The sequence below is a fragment of the uncultured Paraglaciecola sp. genome (assembly GCF_913020055.1).
Classification (GTDB): domain Bacteria; phylum Pseudomonadota; class Gammaproteobacteria; order Enterobacterales; family Alteromonadaceae; genus Paraglaciecola.
On the sequence record NZ_CAJWCF010000013.1, the window covers coordinates 1 to 16,060 of the forward strand.

The following is a 16,060-nucleotide window of genomic DNA, read 5'->3' on the forward strand; positions in this document are numbered from 1 at the left end:
TGTCTACAGTAATATTTACTTTATTATTCATTGACTTTTTTGACACTGCAGGAACGTTGACATCAGTTGCAAACGTTGCTGGTAAAGTTGATAAACAAGGTAAACTTCAGGACATCAATAAAGCTATGTTATCTGATAGTGTTGGTACAGTTGCAGGTGCAATGATGGGAACAACAACTGTTACAAGTTATGTAGAGTCTGGCGCTGGTGTAAAAGCTGGTGGTAGAACAGGAATGACCTCTCTTGTAATTGGATTGTTATTTTTAGCATGTATATTTTTTGCTCCTTTAGCAACTAGTTTACCAAAACAAATTGATGGTGCTGCTTTATTATTTGTTTCAGTTTTATTTGTTAGAAATATTACTGATATCGAATGGGACGATATTGGAGAGTCTGCTCCAGCAATTTTAGCTATGATTGCAATGCCTTTAACCTACAGTATTAGTAATGGTATTGCTTTAGCATTTGTATCTTATGCTTTAATTAAAATATTTACTGGTAAGTTCTCAACAACTTCACCAGCGATATTTGTTATTGCAATACTAAGTGTTATTAGTTTTGCAGTTGCTTAAAAATATTTAATAGGGCTAGTGTAAACTAGCCCTATTCATTAATTTCTCTTAATAATTTCTTCAATAGATAATTCTTCGTAGTGCTCAGTGGGTTGCACAATCCATGGATCTGTATCTAATCTTATTGGACAAAAGTCTGGCTCAAAAGTAGATGATTTCTTTTTCCACAAACAAGCTGTTTTAACTTCTTTAATGTAATCTTTAGTTGGGCCATAATTTTTTAACCACTCTATACTTTTATTTAATGTTAACCCTGTATCCGAAAGATCATCAACTAAAAGCACTTTATTATAGTCTTTGCTCTCAGCTAAAGAGCTAATTTCTCTTGCAAACATTAGTTGGCCTTGTTTATCTTCCATGCCCTCTCCAGAGTAACTTTGGATAACTATATATGCGGTTGGTAATTTCAAAATTCTTGAAAGGATGTCCAAAATTGGAGCAGCACCTCTCATTATTCCTACTAAAACTGTAGGTTTATATTTTTCATAAATCTCAATTGCTAACTTTTCAACAATTTTGTTATACTCATCAAAAGTGATAATTAATTTGTCAGCCATGAATTTTACTATCATAACTAAAAAATTTTAAAAGGGAGAAATAATGAAAGCGTATTGGATCAGTTTATATGTCAAAGTTGAAAATCAAGATAATTTAAAAAAATATGCAGAAACAGTAACACCAATTATCAAAAGTTTTGGAGGAGTTCCCCTGGTAAGAGGTGGAAATCACAAAACATTTGAGTATCACGATGTGAGAACCAGTCTAAAGGCTGGGGGTAATATTGCTTCAAAGCACTAATCAATCGGTTGGCATTACGACGTTTATCATCAATCAACGACCGGCGTTGCTCAACTAAATGATTGAGCATGCGAGTCTCATCACTGTTGGGTTTAAGTGGTTTTACTTGCTTTGGATAGTGCATCATCATATCCAAAGCAAGCTCTGCATCAGACGGATCGTCTTTCGCCCCACTTGGAAACATGGCTTGTCGATATCGAGCAAGTGTTAAACCATGAATAGGAAAGACGGTGACAAATGAATACTTCTGCAAGGCATACACAATTGGACCTTTATTCAATTCAAGCACAACGGCGATGTTACCTTTCACTTGTTTATGTAAGTCGACTAGCCATTGCTCAATGGCTGCAGGCGTATGCTCAATAACGTAATAGTGACGCTCATCAACCTCGCCAACCTGAACACATACGTCGTGTTTCTTATCCGCCCAATCCAACCCAACATAAGCGGCAAACTTAACCTTCATATCATTCATGACAAATCTCCTACTAGTGAAATCTGTTATGTACCCTTTACTCTTCGAAGCAAATATAGACAGTCTTGTTTGAAGCACGCCCTGAGGATTCGTTGTAAGTAAAAGAACCTGTTGCATCGAAAGCAAACCGGGAATTATCAAGTAATATAGGCTCGAAATTCGTATGCAACAAGCACATAACCTTAATCATCATAATCGATGAATATTTAAGGTTGAATAACTATATTTAGGCTCGAAACTGCCTGTCAGACAACTTCTGCTCAATGACGGCAAATGACACAATGCAGATGGCTAATGCCTAACGCTTTATTTGAATTCAAAGCCTCGTATTTGCGGGGCTTGTTGTTGTTTTCAAACTTTGCTGCCAAAGACAGAATTTAGACAACCTGCCCAGCTACCCAACCTGAACTCCAAGCCCACTGGAAATTGTAGCCACCTAGCCAACCTGTCACATCTACCACTTCGCCGATAAAATATAGGCCTTCAATGTCTTTCGCCATCATGGTTTTGGATGAGAGTTGGTCGGTATCTACGCCGCCAAGGGTGACTTCTGCTGTGCGATAACCTTCGGTGCCGTTGGGTTTGAGTTGCCACTGGTGAAAGGCCTGGGCTGCTTGTTCGAGTTGTTTGCCTTGGTATTGTTTAAGGGGTTTATTTTCAATGCCTAAGTAAGGTAAAGCCGCTTGCACATAACGTTTGGGGTAGTGATTGGCCAGCGCAGTACTGAGTTGCACGTCTGGTTGGCTTTGTAGTGTTTTTTGTAAGTCAGCGAATAGGTCGCCATTTGGGAATAAGTCGAATTCGACGGCTTGGCCTGGCTCCCAAAATGAGGATATTTGTAATACCGCAGGGCCACTTAGACCTCGATGGGTAAACAGAATGTTTTCGTTGAAACTGGTGTTGTTGCAACTGGCGCTGGCATCCAGTGAGATACCACTTAGTTCGGATAACACTTTTTTGTCTTGTTCGTGCAAAGTAAATGGCACCAAACCGGCTCGGGTAGGTTTCACATCTAAGCCAAACTGCTCAGCCACTTTGTAACCAAAAGGGCTAGCACCGAGTTTTGGCATAGATAACCCACCCGTGGCAATCACCAAGGACTCACACTGGTACTGGCCTTTGGCAGTGTTGAGTGTGTAGCCAGACTCAGTTTTTTCAATTGATAAAATTTCGCATTGATTGGTTACTGTGACATCTGCTTTTTTGCATTCTTCTAACAGCATATTTAAAATATCTTTGGCGCTGTCATCACAGAACAGTTGGCCTAGGGTTTTCTCGTGGTAGGCGATACCGTATTCGGCCACTAAACCTATGAAGTCCCATTGGGTATAACGGCTTAAAGCTGATTTACAGAAATGGGGATTGTCTGATAGAAAATTTTCGTGGCTGGCGTACATGTTGGTGAAGTTACAGCGACCACCACCCGACATCAGGATTTTGCCACCTAGGCGTTTGGCATGGTCGAGTACCACCACATCACGACCCCGTTTGCCGGCTTGTGCAGCACAAAATAAACCCGCAGCTCCGGCACCAATTACAATCACATCTACGTTTTTCAATTACTTACCTACTAGTTACCACAGCCCATGTTCAGGGCTGGATTATAGGGTATAAACCCGTGGTTAATAAGATCCCATTGTTGGATTTTTAATGCTGATTGGTATAACCACGCTCAAGTCACAAAGACGCAAATCGTTTTGTATGTACATCAGTGCTGCCAAACAAATATTGAATAGTGGTTAAACGTTTGAATATATGACCCACATCCAGTTCGTCAGTCATGCCTATGCCACCGTGTATTTGAATTGATTCACGACCCACCAAGTTGGCCGCTTTTCCAATACGGCTTTTCGCCGCTGACAATGCTTTGGCATCAAGACCGTCATTGCTATCCATTTTTAATACTGCCATTAATAGTATAGATTTAGCTTGTTGGTGTTCGATAAACATATTCACCATGCGGTGTTGCAGAGCTTGGAATGAACCAATAGTACGACCAAACTGTTTACGGGTTTTTGCGTATTCTAAGGTGCGTTCGTGGGCGATTTGCATCGCACCTACCGCTTCGGCGCAAATGGCTAATGTCGCTTTGTCGATAATAGTGTTGATGGCAGGCAAAGCGTTATCTTGCTCACCCAACAATCCAAGGGTAGGGGTGTTATCAAACCAAATGTCAGCCGCTTGATGGCCATCTACATTTGCATAACCTTCACGTTTAACACTGGCATGCTTCGCATCAACAAGAAATAAACTAATGCCATTGTTGTCGCTGGTGTCACCCGAGGTACGCGCTGCCACCACTAGTGTTTCTGCATGGTTACCATTTAACACCACAGATTTATGGCCATTAAGCACAAACTCGCCCTTTTCACCGTTTTTTTCGGTTGCGCTACATTTTACGTTGTTTAAATGATAACGACTTTGTGGCTCTGCATAGGCAAAAGCCATTTGTAATTCACCGGCCATGATCTTAGGTAAGTACTCGTCTTTTTGCTGTTGATTACCCGCTAAGGCAATTAACCCGCCAGCCATAACGGCAGTGGCAATAAAAGGTTCAACTACAATGCCTTTGCCAAACTCTTCCATGACGAGAGCAAGGTCGGTCATAGAGCCACTTAATCCGTCATTGTCTTCGGAAAATGGCAGCATTAACCAGCCTAACTCTGCAAATAGCTGCCAATTTTTTTGGCTGTAACCGGCTGTTGATGCAAGAATTTTGCGACGTGTATCAAAATCGTAATCACTGCGGATAAACTTCGAAACACTGTCTTGAATCATTTGTTGTTCGCTACTTAACGAAAAGTCCATAATAAACTCCTAATACTAATTTAAAGGCCTAAAACGGCTTTGCTAATGATGTTAGTTTGAATTTCGTTACTGCCACCATAAATGGATGCTTTGCGGTTATTGAAGTAACGTAATGCACTGTTAGCGGCCATCTTAGGACCAATATGCTGACCGTCAAATTCATCATTAAATTGATGAGGAACAAATGGCATTGAGTAATAACCAGCCACTTCGACAAATAATTCATCGATAGCTTGGATAATTTGGGTACCGACAATTTTTAAGATTGAAGACTCTGGTCCAGGTGCTTGGCCTGTGCTGATTGCAGAGAGTGTGCGCAATTCAGTATATTCCAAGGCTAATAAATCAATTTCTACATTCGCGACTTTTTGCGCAAAAATAGGATCGTCGAGTAATTTATTCACGCCATCATCAGATGATTCAGCCAGTTCTTTTAATTGTACTAAGCGATCCTTAGAATTGGCCACGCGTGCAATACCCGTTCGCTCATGGGTTAATAAAACTTTAGCGTAAGTCCAACCTTGGCCTTCAGCGCCAATTAGATTGTTTGCTGGCACACGTACTTCATCAAAATGCACTTCGTTCACTTCATGTTTACCATCAATAGTAATAATCGGTGAGACCGTAATTTTGGGATCGTGCATGTTAATGAGTAGAAAACTGATTGCTTCTTGGTTTTTTGCGCTGGGTGGTCCTGTTCGTACTAAGCAGAATATCCAGTCTGCATGTTGGCCTAAGGTCGTCCAAGTTTTTGTGCCGTTAACCACATATTCATCGCCGTCTTTTACCGCAGTGGTGCGAACGCCTGCAAGGTCAGAGCCTGCTCCAGTTTCTGAATAACCCTGACACCACCATACTTTACTGGCCAATATATCTGGCAAAAAGCGCTGTTTTTGTTCGTCATTACCAAAGGTATAAATAACAGGTGCAACCATTTTCAAACCAAATGGGATCACATCAGGGGCGCCTGCTTTGGCACATTCATTGGCAAAAATATATTTTTGAGTGCTACTCCACCCCGTTCCACCATGTTCGACCGGCCAGTTAGTCGCGGCCCAGCCTTGGGTGTACAGTATTTGTTGCCACTGAACATATTCTTCTTTTGTTAGGTGTAAGGCTTTTTTTGTTTTTATGGCGAAGTCTTTTGGCAATTTTTGTTGCAAAAATTGGCGCACTTCTTGTTGAAAGTCTTTTTCTTCAGCGGTGAAATCTAAATTCATTTTGCAAACCCTTCTTTGTACTTAATCTATTGAAAATCTTTGACCATATTTCTGGCAATTATCATTTGTTGGATCTGTGTTGTACCTTCGTACAATCTAAATAATCTGACATCACGATATAACCTTTCTACTGCGTATTCGGAAATGTAGCCTGCACCGCCATGTATTTGTACGGCTTTATCCGCTACTCGGCCCACCATTTCAGTGGCAAATAATTTACAACACGAAGCTTCAGTTGTAATTTTGTTGCCCAAGTCTTTTTGTCTTGCTGCATCAAGTACCATACATTTTGCAGCGTAAGCTTCGGCTTTACTGTCAGCTAACATAACTTGGATCATTTGGTGTTCAGCAATGGGTTTACCAAATTGTGTTCTGTCGATAGCGAATCTTAATGCATCGTTAATTAAACGTTCGGCAATACCCACACTCAAGGCTGAAATATGTAAGCGACCTTTGTCTAATACTTTCATTGAGGTAATAAAACCTTTACCCGCTACACCACCAATAATATTTTCGGCGGGCACATGGCAATCCTCGAAAATCACATCACAGGTATGTGAACCCTGCTGACCCATTTTTTTATCTTTGGGACCCAATGTAATGCCCGGTGTAGACGCGTCTACAATAAAAGCAGATATGCCTTTAGCACCTTTTATAGAGGGATCGGTTCGTGCCATCACGGTAAATGTGCCTGCTCTGGGTGCATTAGTAATAAAACGTTTTGTTCCATTAATAATATACTCATCGCCCTTTTTAATTGCGCTGGTTTTGACTGCGCCGGCGTCAGAACCTACGTCTGGTTCGGTTAAACAAAAAGATCCAATAAGCTCACCAGAGGCGTATTTAGGTAGGTAAGTGAGTTTTTGTTTTTCTGTACCGTCAAACACAATGGCGGCTGAACCAATACCATTGTTGGTACCTATAAGGGAACGAAAAGCCGGAGATGTTCTGCCTAATTCCATGGCCACTAAGACTTCTTCTTCCATGGTCAGGCCCAAACCACCGTACTCTTCTGGGATCGTCATACCAAACAAACCCATCTCTTTCATTTCTTGAACAATATCATCTGGGATAGCATCGTTTTCTGCTACTTCATTTTCCGCAGGGACTAAACGCTCTCTAACGAATTTTGAAATACTGTGCAGAAATTGATTCAACATTTCTGTATCGCGAATCACTTTAATCCTCACTAAAATGACTGTATTCCGCACAGTGGAACAAAAAACCATAAAAATATCAAGATGCAATCATAACTAATTCCCTAGATATTCTGCTAAAGATGATCGGGTTCGACCTTTATATACATTTGCAATGTATCTTGGGTCTTAAACTTGCTAAGTTTGAAAGATAAAGGCTGGAGCTAATAGTTACTGAGAAACTAGCCAATAGGATAACAATCACCTTTGTCGAGTACATTTGATGCTACCTGCAAATAGCCTAAAAAAACATTGTAAAATTAAATTCCGCAATGCAGAATTGACAGGCTGTTTTACTACGCTAATTACTGTCGTGGCAATAATAAATAATGACAACTTGTATTAGAATGAGTGCTTAAACCATTTTGGATAGGTGCTTCCTGGGTGGCCAATTATCTATGCGGAATGGAATTAATGTCGAAACTAACAGAATTAGAGTTATTAGCTGACTTAGAAAAAATAAGCTATCACGAGCGTTATCTTTGTAAAACCACATACGATGTTTTTTGCCATGGGGCAGATGAATACCCGTCTAATATAGCCATAGTTGAACACGTTACTGCTACTCGAGATGAAGTCCCTAAAAAACTCACTTTTAATTCCTTAGTCGAAAAAATCAATCAAACAGCTAACCTATATCAATCATTCGGCGTTGAACGTACCGATGTGATTTCTATTTTATTACCTAATATGTCTGAAACTCATCTGAGTATATGGGCATCTCAAGCTGTAGGCATTGCCAACCCCATAAACTACCTTCTGCAAGTTGAGCATATCGTTGAAATATTGAACGAGGTTAAGTCAAAAGTGCTAATCACTGTTTCACTAGATGAAACAACTGAATTAGGTAAAAAAGTACATGAAATTATTCAAAGTGTGCCTTCTTTGGAACATGTACTTTTAGTTGATGGAAGTATGGCTGAAATCAGTAACAAAAAGATAACGGTGACTGATTTTAATAGTGCAATAGCGACGCAATCTAGTGATAGGTTAGCGCAACCCTTACAACCTGAGGGTGAAGACATTGCCATGTATTTCCATACGGGAGGTACAACAGGTCGCCCTAAAATTGCCAAACTATCCCATGACAATATTAGTTTTGTGGTGCAAGTGTATGCAGGGTTTAATGCTTATCATGGTCAATCTCCAGTACTCAATGCATTGCCTCTATTCCATGTGTTTGGTGTAATTGCCGCTAGTTTAGCCATGTTTATTGCAGGTCGCACTGTGGTGACTATGACTCCACAAGGATTTAGAAATCCAAATACAGTCAAGAACTGGTGGTATTTTGTGAATCAGTACCAAGTGTGTTGGTTTCCAACTGTGCCCACCATCATGTCTATTTTATTGCAGCAACCCGAAGAAAAAATTGATCTCAGGTGTTTTAAACATGCGGCTTGCGGATCTGCGCCTTTGCCTATTGAGTTAAAGTTATCCTTTGCAGAAAAATTTAATTGTAATGTGACCAATGGTTACGGCATGACTGAATCATCCTGTTTGATAGCCAGAGTATTGCCTGACTATGATGTTGAAGGGGTGTCAGTGGGCAATGGCATACCTTACAGCCGAGTCATAGCTGCCGAAGTTATCGACAATAAAATCAGCCGTGTTTGCGCCACTAATGAACCTGGCGTTATATTGGTGAAAGGCCCTAATATCTTTCAAGGTTATTTAAACCAAAGTGATAATGCTGGCGCGTGGGTAGATGATGAGTGGTTTAACACAGGTGATTTAGGTGTGATAAATGCACTAGGTCATATTCAGCTGACGGGCCGAGCAAAAGATTTGATTATCCGTGGCGGTCATAATATCGATCCACAAATCATTGAAGATGCTTTGATGGCCCATTCTGGGGTTATTCAAGCGGTGGCTATAGGCCAACCTGATGTGCATTCTGGAGAGATACCAGTTGCCTATGTAGTGTTAACAGGTAAGCAGCAAACCATCTCGTCTGAATTACTAAAACATTGTCAAACACATATTAGCGAAAGAGCAGCCATTCCTAAACGTATCGAAATACTCGATAGTTTACCCATCACCGCTGTTGGCAAAGTGTTTAAACCCTTATTACGTAATAGTGCTACAGAGTTTAGCGTGAATGCTTTGTTCAAAACCCATGATATTAGCGCTCAAGTTAAATCGGAATTTGACCCAGAAAAGGGCCAAGTTGTGCACATTCAGTTATCAAACAAACAAGACCAACAACAAGCGGCTAAGTTACTGGTGGCTTTTCCGGTCTTAGTTAATTACAGCAATTTATAAGGAAAAATTATGCAAGATGCATTTATTTATGACGCAGCAAGAACCGCATTTGGACGCCATGCAGGCATTTTGTCTTCTGTTCGTCCCGATGACATGCTGGCGCACCTTATTAAAACCTTAGCACAACGTAACAACTTTGATCTCAGCCTATACGAAGATGTGATTGCCGGTAACACCAATCAGGCAGGTGAAGACAGTCGCAACGTTGCACGAACTGCTGGGCTTTTAGCAGGTTTGCCGATTGAAACAGGTGGCTTAACCGTAAACCGTTTGTGTGGTTCCAGTTTGGCTGCGGCGTTAGATGCAGCTAGGTGTGTAAAGGCCAATGAAGGTGAGCTGTTTGTTGCCTGTGGTGTTGAATCTATGAGTCGCGCTCCTTTTGTTTTAGCCAAAGCCACCTCAGCCTTTGCAAGGCAGCAAGAAATGTTTGATTCCACAATGGGCGCGCGTTTTACCAACCCAGAAATCATTAAACAGTTTGGTGGGCATTCCATGCCTGAAACGGCTGATAACATTGCCAGTGATTTAGATATAAGCCGAGAAGACATCGATATTTTTGCCGCTGCGTCTCAATCTAAATATGAAGAGGCCCGTGTTGCCGGATTTTTTAACGACGAAATCATTCCCATCGAAGTGTCTCAAGGCCGCAAAAAGCCGCCACTTTTAGTCACCACTGATGAACATCCACGCCCCTCTTCGACCGTTGCAGAACTGGGTAAATTACGCCCATTGTTTGATGGTGTGGTGACCGCGGGTAATGCTTCGGGCATTAACGATGGTGCGTCTGCGATGATTATTGGCAGTCAAGCAGTAGGCGAAAAATCGGGGGTTAAACCTCGCGGCAGAATTATCGCCGGCGCGATTGCAGGTGTACCACCCAGAGTGATGGGCTTAGGGCCGGTGCCTGCTTCGCAAAAAGCCTTGGCTCGAGCGGGCTTAACCCTAGCGGATATGGATGTTTTAGAATTTAACGAAGCATTTGCTGTTCAGGCCTTAGGCTGCATGAAAGAACTCGGCATTGCTTTTGACGACCCTAGGGTTAATCAAAATGGCGGTGCGATTGCTATAGGTCATCCTCTGGGGGCCAGCGGTACGCGAATTATGCTGACCGCACTACGTCAACTCGAAAAAACCGGTGGTCGATATGCATTAGCCACTATGTGTATTGGTATTGGTCAAGGTATCGCTGTTGTCATTGAGCGTGTTTAATTTTCTAAATAAGGAATAAGTGTATGTCGGTTGTTAGTTATCAATTAAACGGTGATATCGGTGTTATTCGTTTAAATAACCCGCCAGTTAACGTCCTTTCGCATGCTTTGCGTAGCGGTATTCTTGAGGCGGTAACACAAGCCCAAAACGACGCCTCTTTGGCCTTGGTCTTAATCTGTGAAGGGCGCACTTTTATTGCCGGTGCAGACATCTCCGAATTTGGTAAACCGCCAATGTTACCGTCGTTATCTGAACTACTGATTGTTATCGAAGCGTCGCAAAAACCGATTATTGCGGCAATTCATGGTACCGCGTTGGGTGGTGGCTTAGAGACCGCATTGGCTTGTCATTATCGTTGTGCCTTGCTTGGTGCTCAAGTGGGCTTGCCAGAAGTGAAATTAGGTTTGTTACCTGGCGCAGGCGGCACTCAACGGGTTCCTAGACTAGCTGGGGTTAAAGCCGCATTAGATTTAATGACCACTGGTGCCCCCATTGCTGCCGCTAAAGCACTGAGTATTGGGTTAATTGATAAAGTAGTGGAAGGCGATTTGCTAAGTGGTGCAGTGGCATTTGCCACAGAGGTGGTTGCACAAGGTGCTGAGCTTAAACGAGTCAGGGATTTAGAGGTTGATAAGGCAGGCACGTCAACTGAATTTTTTGCCGAATATAGAGCAACACTAAACAAACGTTTTCGCGGGCAAGAAGCACCACATCGCATTGTTGAATGTATTGAAGCGGCATTAAATACACCTTTTGATGAAGGCTTAAAAGAAGAAAGGCGTTTATTTGTAGAGTGTATGCAATCTTCGCAGTCTGCTGCATTACGGCATATGTTTTTCGCCGAAAGAATGTCTTCAAAAATTAAAGGTTTACCCAAAGACACGCCATTAAAAGATATCAAACGAGTGGGTATTATTGGTAGTGGTTTGATGGGGGGAGGCATTGCAATGAATTTTGTGAATGTGGGTATCCCAGTTACCTTGTTGGATATTAGCCAAGAAGCCTTGCAGCGAGGCAAAGATCTGGTCGCCAAAAATTATGCAATGACCGTCAGTAAAGGCAAGTTGACTGCAACGCTTGCAGCCCAGCGTCAAGCTATGATAACGGGTACAACTGATTACCATGATTTAGCTGACATGGATTTAGTGATTGAAGCGGTGTTTGAAAATCTAGACATTAAAAAACAAGTATTCGCCAAACTTGATAACGTATGTAAACAAGGGGCTATTTTAGCCACTAATACCTCTTATCAAGATGTGAACCTTATTGCTCAGGCTACTTCTCGTCCACAAGATGTGATTGGTTTACATTTTTTCAGTCCGGCTAATGTCATGAGATTACTTGAAATAGTGCGTGGTGAAGAGACCTCTGATGAAGTGCTGGCTAGCTCTATGGCTATTGCTAAGTCGATCAAAAAAGTCCCCGCATTGTCTCGGGTTTGTTATGGGTTTATTGGCAACCGTATGTTGCGCCACTATGCCCGTGAAGCGCAATTATGTTTGCTTGAAGGTTCAACCCCGCAAGATATAGACGCCGTTATGCAAAAGTTTGGTATGGCAATGGGGCCTTTTGCAGTGGGCGATTTAGCCGGAATTGACATTGGATATAAAGCCCGTGAAGGCTTAACCGATGAACAAAAAGGTGATGTTAGAACCTATTGTATTGCCGATGCGTTATATGAAATGGGCCGTTTGGGTCAAAAAACGGGATCAGGGTATTACCAATACGATCCCAAAACCCGACAGCGAAATGTTGACCCAGTAGTGTTAGAGGTGATTGAAGCCCAAGCTCATAAAAGAGGCGTGGTGCGTAAGGAAATAACTGACGATACTATTTTACAACGTTTAACGTTTGCATTGATAAACGAATGTTTCAAAATACTCGAAGAAGGCATTGCCCAACGTCCTAGTGACATTGATGTGGTTTATGCGTTTGGTTATGGGTTCCCTGCTTATCGAGGTGGACCAATGTTTTATGCAGATAGCATTGGCTTAGATAAAATTTATCAAAGCATTTGTGAATTTGCCAACACCTACGGTGCAGAGTTTTGGCAACCTGCTGCGTTATTAAAACAACTTGTCGAACAAGGCAAAACTTTAACTCAGTGGGCGAATAGCTAATTTTTTAGTTGCGCACATCACACATTTTTTAGGGAGTGAGTATGTCAATTCCAAAGACGTTACAGAATACATTATCTTTGCCTGTTATCAGTGCTCCTATGTTTATTATTTCGGGGCCAGAGTTAGTCATCGCTCAGTGTAAGGCTGGCATTGTTGGGTCTTTTCCGGCTCTGAATGCCCGTCCACAACCACTGCTTGGTGAATGGATAAACACCATTAAAACTGAGCTAGCTGAGTATCAAACCGCCAACCCAGACGCCATTGTTGCCCCTTATGCCGTAAACCTAATTGTGCATAAAAGTAACGACCGTTTAGAAGATGATGTGAACACCTGTATTGAACATAAGGTGCCAATCATTATCACCAGTTTACGGGCTTTAGATCCTAAATTGGTGCAACGTATTCATACTTACGGTGGGATTATTTTTCATGATGTTATTAATGTGCGTCATGCCCAAAAAGCCATAGAAGCAGGCGTAGATGGTTTAGTCTTGGTGTGTGCTGGCGCTGGTGGCCATGCGGGAACCTTAAGTCCTTTTGCTTTGGTGAGTGAAATCAAACAATTTTTTGATGGGCCTATTGCGTTATCAGGTTCGATTGCTAATGGCGAATCAATATTATCGGCCCAAGCATTAGGCGCTGATTTTGCCTATATAGGCACACGTTTTATTGCCACTAAAGAAGCAAATGCTGAACAAGAATATAAAAACATGTTGGTTGAGCATAGCGCCAAAGACATTGTGTATAGCTCTTTGTTTACTGGCGTACATGGTAATTACCTCAAACCCAGTATTACTAACGCCGGTTTAGATCCTGATAATTTAGAGCAGGGAGATAAAAACAAAATGAAATTTGGCTCAGAAGGCGGCAGCAAATCTAAAGCTTGGAAAGACATTTGGGGCGCAGGGCAAGGGTTAGGCAGTATTGCCGATATTACCGATGTAGCTACTATTGTTGGACGTTTTAAAACTGAATATGATTTGGCATTATCTCGCTTAAACCGTTTGAACAATCAATAGGTAGAATAAATATGCAATCCGCAGAAAACGTAATTATTCATCAGGATAGTGGTGTTTTACATATAGGCATTAATCGTCCTCAGAAAAAAAATGCCTTAACCAGTTCAATGTATATGGCCATGGCAAATGCAATAAAAGACAGCGTGACCAACGACAGTATTAAAGTAGTGCTGATATACGGCACTGAAGATGCCTTTTCAGCAGGCAATGATCTAAACGATTTTGATAATCGTGATGTTAATCAGCCCTCACCCGCGTCGGCATTATTGTATCAATTACATCATTACCCCAAACCAATCGTTGGTGCAGTATCTGGGGTGGCGATAGGAATTGGCGTAACCATGCTGCTGCATTTTGATTTTGTGTATGCAGCAGAAACCTATTTTAAAATGCCTTTTGTTGATTTAGGTGTGTGCCCTGAAGGTGGTTCAAGCCTGCTTTTTCCTCAGTTAGCGGGCCATCGTAAAGCTGCTGAAATATTGATGTTAGGTGATGCGTTTAATACTCAAGCCGCGATTGATATGGGTTTAGTTAATCAGCAAATAGACAAAGCTGAGGTATTTGATTTTGCCTTAAGCATAGCCAAAAAATTATCGCTTAAACCGCAAAACGCCTTGCGTACCACCAAGCGATTATTGAAAGAGCCGCAGCAAACATTGCTTAATACTATTATTCAGAATGAACTAGTGGTTTTTGCTGAGTTACTTCAAAGTGATGAATCTCAAGCCGCCAGAAAAAGAAAATAAGAGCGTAAAATGACATCTTGGGCCAATAAACCAATGCCGCCATTTAATAACCATTTAGGTTTTGTGGTTGAACAATGGCAAGAAAATTTTATAAAAATGAGTGCCGAGCTAAAACCTGAACACCTAAATCGTTCAGATATTCCTCATGGAGGGTATATATCGACCTTATTGGATGCGGCCACTGCTTTGTCTGGAGCATACAGTGACGACCCTGATGATTATCGAAAAGCACTAACCTTATCCTTAAACATTAATTATTTAGGCCAAGCCCAAACAAACAAGCTGTATGCCATTGGAAAAGTGACTGCGTCTGGTCGCAATATCTATTATGCCTCTGCCGAGGTATTCGATTCTTTGGACAACCTTATTGCCTCTGGACAAGGGGTTTTTCGATATAGAAAAGAAAAATCTGATACTCACAAAAATCCAAGCTGAGAGCTTATCTGGTGTGGCCAACAAGCCCCTTGCAGCACTATCTTTGTTAATGTAAAGTAATAAAAGTAGTAGTTCTATTGTTCCGCTATGCGAAATCGTTATCACTCTTGTGAGAAGTAAAGCAATGAACATCATTAGCAAATTTTTTAGGACCTTAATACTTACACTCATCACTTTGAGTGCATGTTCTGCCTTCGCTGAAACGGTTCTCACCTATGGTGAACCTGGGCCCAACCGTGGCGCCCGGGCTGGAGCCACTAAATGGTTTGCTGAGCAAGTTGAGAAACGTTCTGGCGGTGACTTAAAAATCAAAATTATGTGGGGTGGTTTTATTTAAGGCAAATGCAGCCCGCCAATCTATTGCTGCCGGTGTGGTCGACATAGGCACCATTGTTCCTGATTATTTCCCCAAAGAGCTGGTGGCTTTTTCACTGACTAACTTACCCTTTGAAAATCTAGATCCTTGGGTTGGGCTTAAAGCCAACTATGCACATATGACATCCCCTGCGGTAACAGACAATTTGGCCAAACAAAACCTGGTGTTTGTTACGTCATACATGTTGTCGAGCGTTATTATGTTGTGCACGGGTGATCCGGTACGTTCACTTGAGGACCTAAAAGGCAAAAAAGTACGGGGCATTGGCACCTTCGGAAAAATATTTGGCGATTATGGTGCCAATCTAGTGAGTATGAGCATTTATAAGGCCTATTAAGGATTAGACAACGGTTTGATAGATTGTAGTCTGGGTTATATGAACGCTTCAATGGCCCTAAAACAACATGAAGTGACTAATAGTTTGACCAAACTTAATTGGGGAATTTATACCGGATTAGGTATTTTTATTAATAAAGATGCACTGGCCAGATTAACCCCGTCTCAGAGCCAAATTCTGCATGAAGTAGGCGCCGACTTTATTAATTATTTGGGTGAAAATGTACTGACATCTGACCTTGCTGCTGAGCAACGGTTTACCCAAGGCATTGATGGTCGTAAGTTGGAGATCATTAGTTTTTCAGCTACAGAGTCAGCTAAATTATATTCTGCTAGTCAACATCACATCAGCAAATGGGAATCCGAAGCCATAGAAAGTGGTCTGGACGGTAAAGCCATGGTTGAAAACTACAAAGCCTCACTGACCCAATACAGCCAAGAGCGAGATGAAAAAGGCTACCCATGGGCTCGCTAATTTAACATCCTAG

Annotated in this window: 13 protein-coding genes and 3 pseudogenes; 10 read left to right on the top strand and 6 right to left on the bottom strand. The window is 41.7% G+C overall.

Annotated features, from left to right (window positions below; genetic code table 11):
• The coding region (locus QZ488_RS04380; protein ID WP_293746586.1) for an NCS2 family permease at positions 1-572 on the top strand (572 nt) is incomplete at its 5' end.
• Between the two features lie 38 nt (positions 573-610).
• Here QZ488_RS04380 and QZ488_RS04385 read toward each other — a convergent pair.
• A complete protein-coding gene (locus tag QZ488_RS04385) occupies positions 611-1,129 on the bottom strand; it encodes a phosphoribosyltransferase domain-containing protein (RefSeq protein WP_293746587.1) in 519 nt (172 codons plus the stop codon).
• A gap of 43 nt (positions 1,130-1,172) precedes the next feature.
• Here QZ488_RS04385 and QZ488_RS21475 point away from each other — a divergent pair.
• Positions 1,173-1,256: pseudogene (locus QZ488_RS21475) on the top strand (hypothetical protein); the annotation flags it as partial.
• Between the two features lie 23 nt (positions 1,257-1,279).
• On the opposite strand, the pseudogene QZ488_RS04390 reads toward QZ488_RS21475, so the two are convergent.
• From QZ488_RS04390 to QZ488_RS04410, 5 genes and pseudogenes are all read right to left on the bottom strand, one after another.
• Positions 1,280-1,836 (bottom strand): annotated as a pseudogene (locus QZ488_RS04390) (IS110 family transposase); the annotation flags it as partial.
• Between the two features lie 386 nt (positions 1,837-2,222).
• Positions 2,223-3,404: an NAD(P)/FAD-dependent oxidoreductase gene (locus tag QZ488_RS04395; protein ID WP_293746588.1), complete on the bottom strand. Its 1,182-nt coding sequence runs from the start codon at positions 3,402-3,404 to the stop codon at positions 2,223-2,225.
• 118 nt (positions 3,405-3,522) lie between these two features.
• Positions 3,523-4,653: an acyl-CoA dehydrogenase gene (locus QZ488_RS04400; RefSeq protein WP_293746589.1), complete on the bottom strand. Its 1,131-nt coding sequence runs from the start codon at positions 4,651-4,653 to the stop codon at positions 3,523-3,525.
• Between the two features lie 20 nt (positions 4,654-4,673).
• Complete coding sequence (locus QZ488_RS04405) at positions 4,674-5,873, bottom strand: acyl-CoA dehydrogenase family protein (protein WP_293746590.1); 1,200 nt, start codon at positions 5,871-5,873, stop codon at positions 4,674-4,676.
• Between the two features lie 26 nt (positions 5,874-5,899).
• Complete coding sequence (locus QZ488_RS04410; protein ID WP_293746591.1) at positions 5,900-7,051, bottom strand: acyl-CoA dehydrogenase family protein; 1,152 nt, start codon at positions 7,049-7,051, stop codon at positions 5,900-5,902.
• 432 nt (positions 7,052-7,483) lie between these two features.
• Here QZ488_RS04410 and QZ488_RS04415 point away from each other — a divergent pair, with 432 nt between their 5' ends.
• The 8 genes and pseudogenes from QZ488_RS04415 (at position 7,484) to dctP (ending at position 16,047) form a co-directional block, all read left to right on the top strand.
• Positions 7,484-9,331 carry an acyl-CoA synthetase gene (locus tag QZ488_RS04415; RefSeq protein WP_293746592.1) on the top strand — a complete coding sequence of 616 codons (1,848 nt, stop codon included), beginning with the start codon at positions 7,484-7,486 and terminating at the stop codon, positions 9,329-9,331.
• A gap of 9 nt (positions 9,332-9,340) precedes the next feature.
• On the top strand, positions 9,341-10,540 hold the full coding sequence (locus QZ488_RS04420) for a 3-oxoadipyl-CoA thiolase (protein WP_293746593.1): 1,200 nt from the start codon (positions 9,341-9,343) through the stop codon (positions 10,538-10,540).
• A 23-nt stretch (positions 10,541-10,563) separates the two neighbouring features.
• On the top strand, positions 10,564-12,660 hold the full coding sequence (locus QZ488_RS04425; RefSeq protein ID WP_293746594.1) for a 3-hydroxyacyl-CoA dehydrogenase NAD-binding domain-containing protein: 2,097 nt from the start codon (positions 10,564-10,566) through the stop codon (positions 12,658-12,660).
• A 41-nt stretch (positions 12,661-12,701) separates the two neighbouring features.
• Positions 12,702-13,679: a nitronate monooxygenase family protein gene (locus QZ488_RS04430; protein ID WP_293746595.1), complete on the top strand. Its 978-nt coding sequence runs from the start codon at positions 12,702-12,704 to the stop codon at positions 13,677-13,679.
• A gap of 11 nt (positions 13,680-13,690) precedes the next feature.
• Positions 13,691-14,425 carry an enoyl-CoA hydratase-related protein gene (locus QZ488_RS04435; protein WP_293746596.1) on the top strand — a complete coding sequence of 245 codons (735 nt, stop codon included), beginning with the start codon at positions 13,691-13,693 and terminating at the stop codon, positions 14,423-14,425.
• Positions 14,426-14,434: 9 nt separating this feature from the next.
• On the top strand, positions 14,435-14,860 hold the full coding sequence (locus QZ488_RS04440; protein ID WP_293746597.1) for a PaaI family thioesterase: 426 nt from the start codon (positions 14,435-14,437) through the stop codon (positions 14,858-14,860).
• A gap of 124 nt (positions 14,861-14,984) precedes the next feature.
• Entirely contained in the window at positions 14,985-15,197 is a 213-nt protein-coding gene (locus QZ488_RS04445; protein WP_293746598.1) for a hypothetical protein, read from the top strand.
• A gap of 34 nt (positions 15,198-15,231) precedes the next feature.
• Positions 15,232-16,047 (top strand): annotated as a pseudogene (gene dctP / locus QZ488_RS04450) (TRAP transporter substrate-binding protein DctP).
• Positions 16,048-16,060: the final 13 nt, after the last annotated feature.

Coding starts and splice junctions, on each gene's coding strand:
- QZ488_RS04445 (WP_293746598.1), top strand. CDS start 14,985: ATGAACATCATTAGCAAATTTTTTAGGACCTTAATACTTACACTCATC.
- QZ488_RS04440 (WP_293746597.1), top strand. CDS start 14,435: ATGACATCTTGGGCCAATAAACCAATGCCGCCATTTAATAACCATTTA.
- QZ488_RS04400 (WP_293746589.1), bottom strand. CDS start 4,653: ATGGACTTTTCGTTAAGTAGCGAACAACAAATGATTCAAGACAGTGTT.
- QZ488_RS04385 (WP_293746587.1), bottom strand. CDS start 1,129: ATGGCTGACAAATTAATTATCACTTTTGATGAGTATAACAAAATTGTT.
- QZ488_RS04405 (WP_293746590.1), bottom strand. CDS start 5,873: ATGAATTTAGATTTCACCGCTGAAGAAAAAGACTTTCAACAAGAAGTG.
- QZ488_RS04430 (WP_293746595.1), top strand. CDS start 12,702: ATGTCAATTCCAAAGACGTTACAGAATACATTATCTTTGCCTGTTATC.
- QZ488_RS04425 (WP_293746594.1), top strand. CDS start 10,564: ATGTCGGTTGTTAGTTATCAATTAAACGGTGATATCGGTGTTATTCGT.
- QZ488_RS04415 (WP_293746592.1), top strand. CDS start 7,484: ATGTCGAAACTAACAGAATTAGAGTTATTAGCTGACTTAGAAAAAATA.
- QZ488_RS04420 (WP_293746593.1), top strand. CDS start 9,341: ATGCAAGATGCATTTATTTATGACGCAGCAAGAACCGCATTTGGACGC.
- QZ488_RS04435 (WP_293746596.1), top strand. CDS start 13,691: ATGCAATCCGCAGAAAACGTAATTATTCATCAGGATAGTGGTGTTTTA.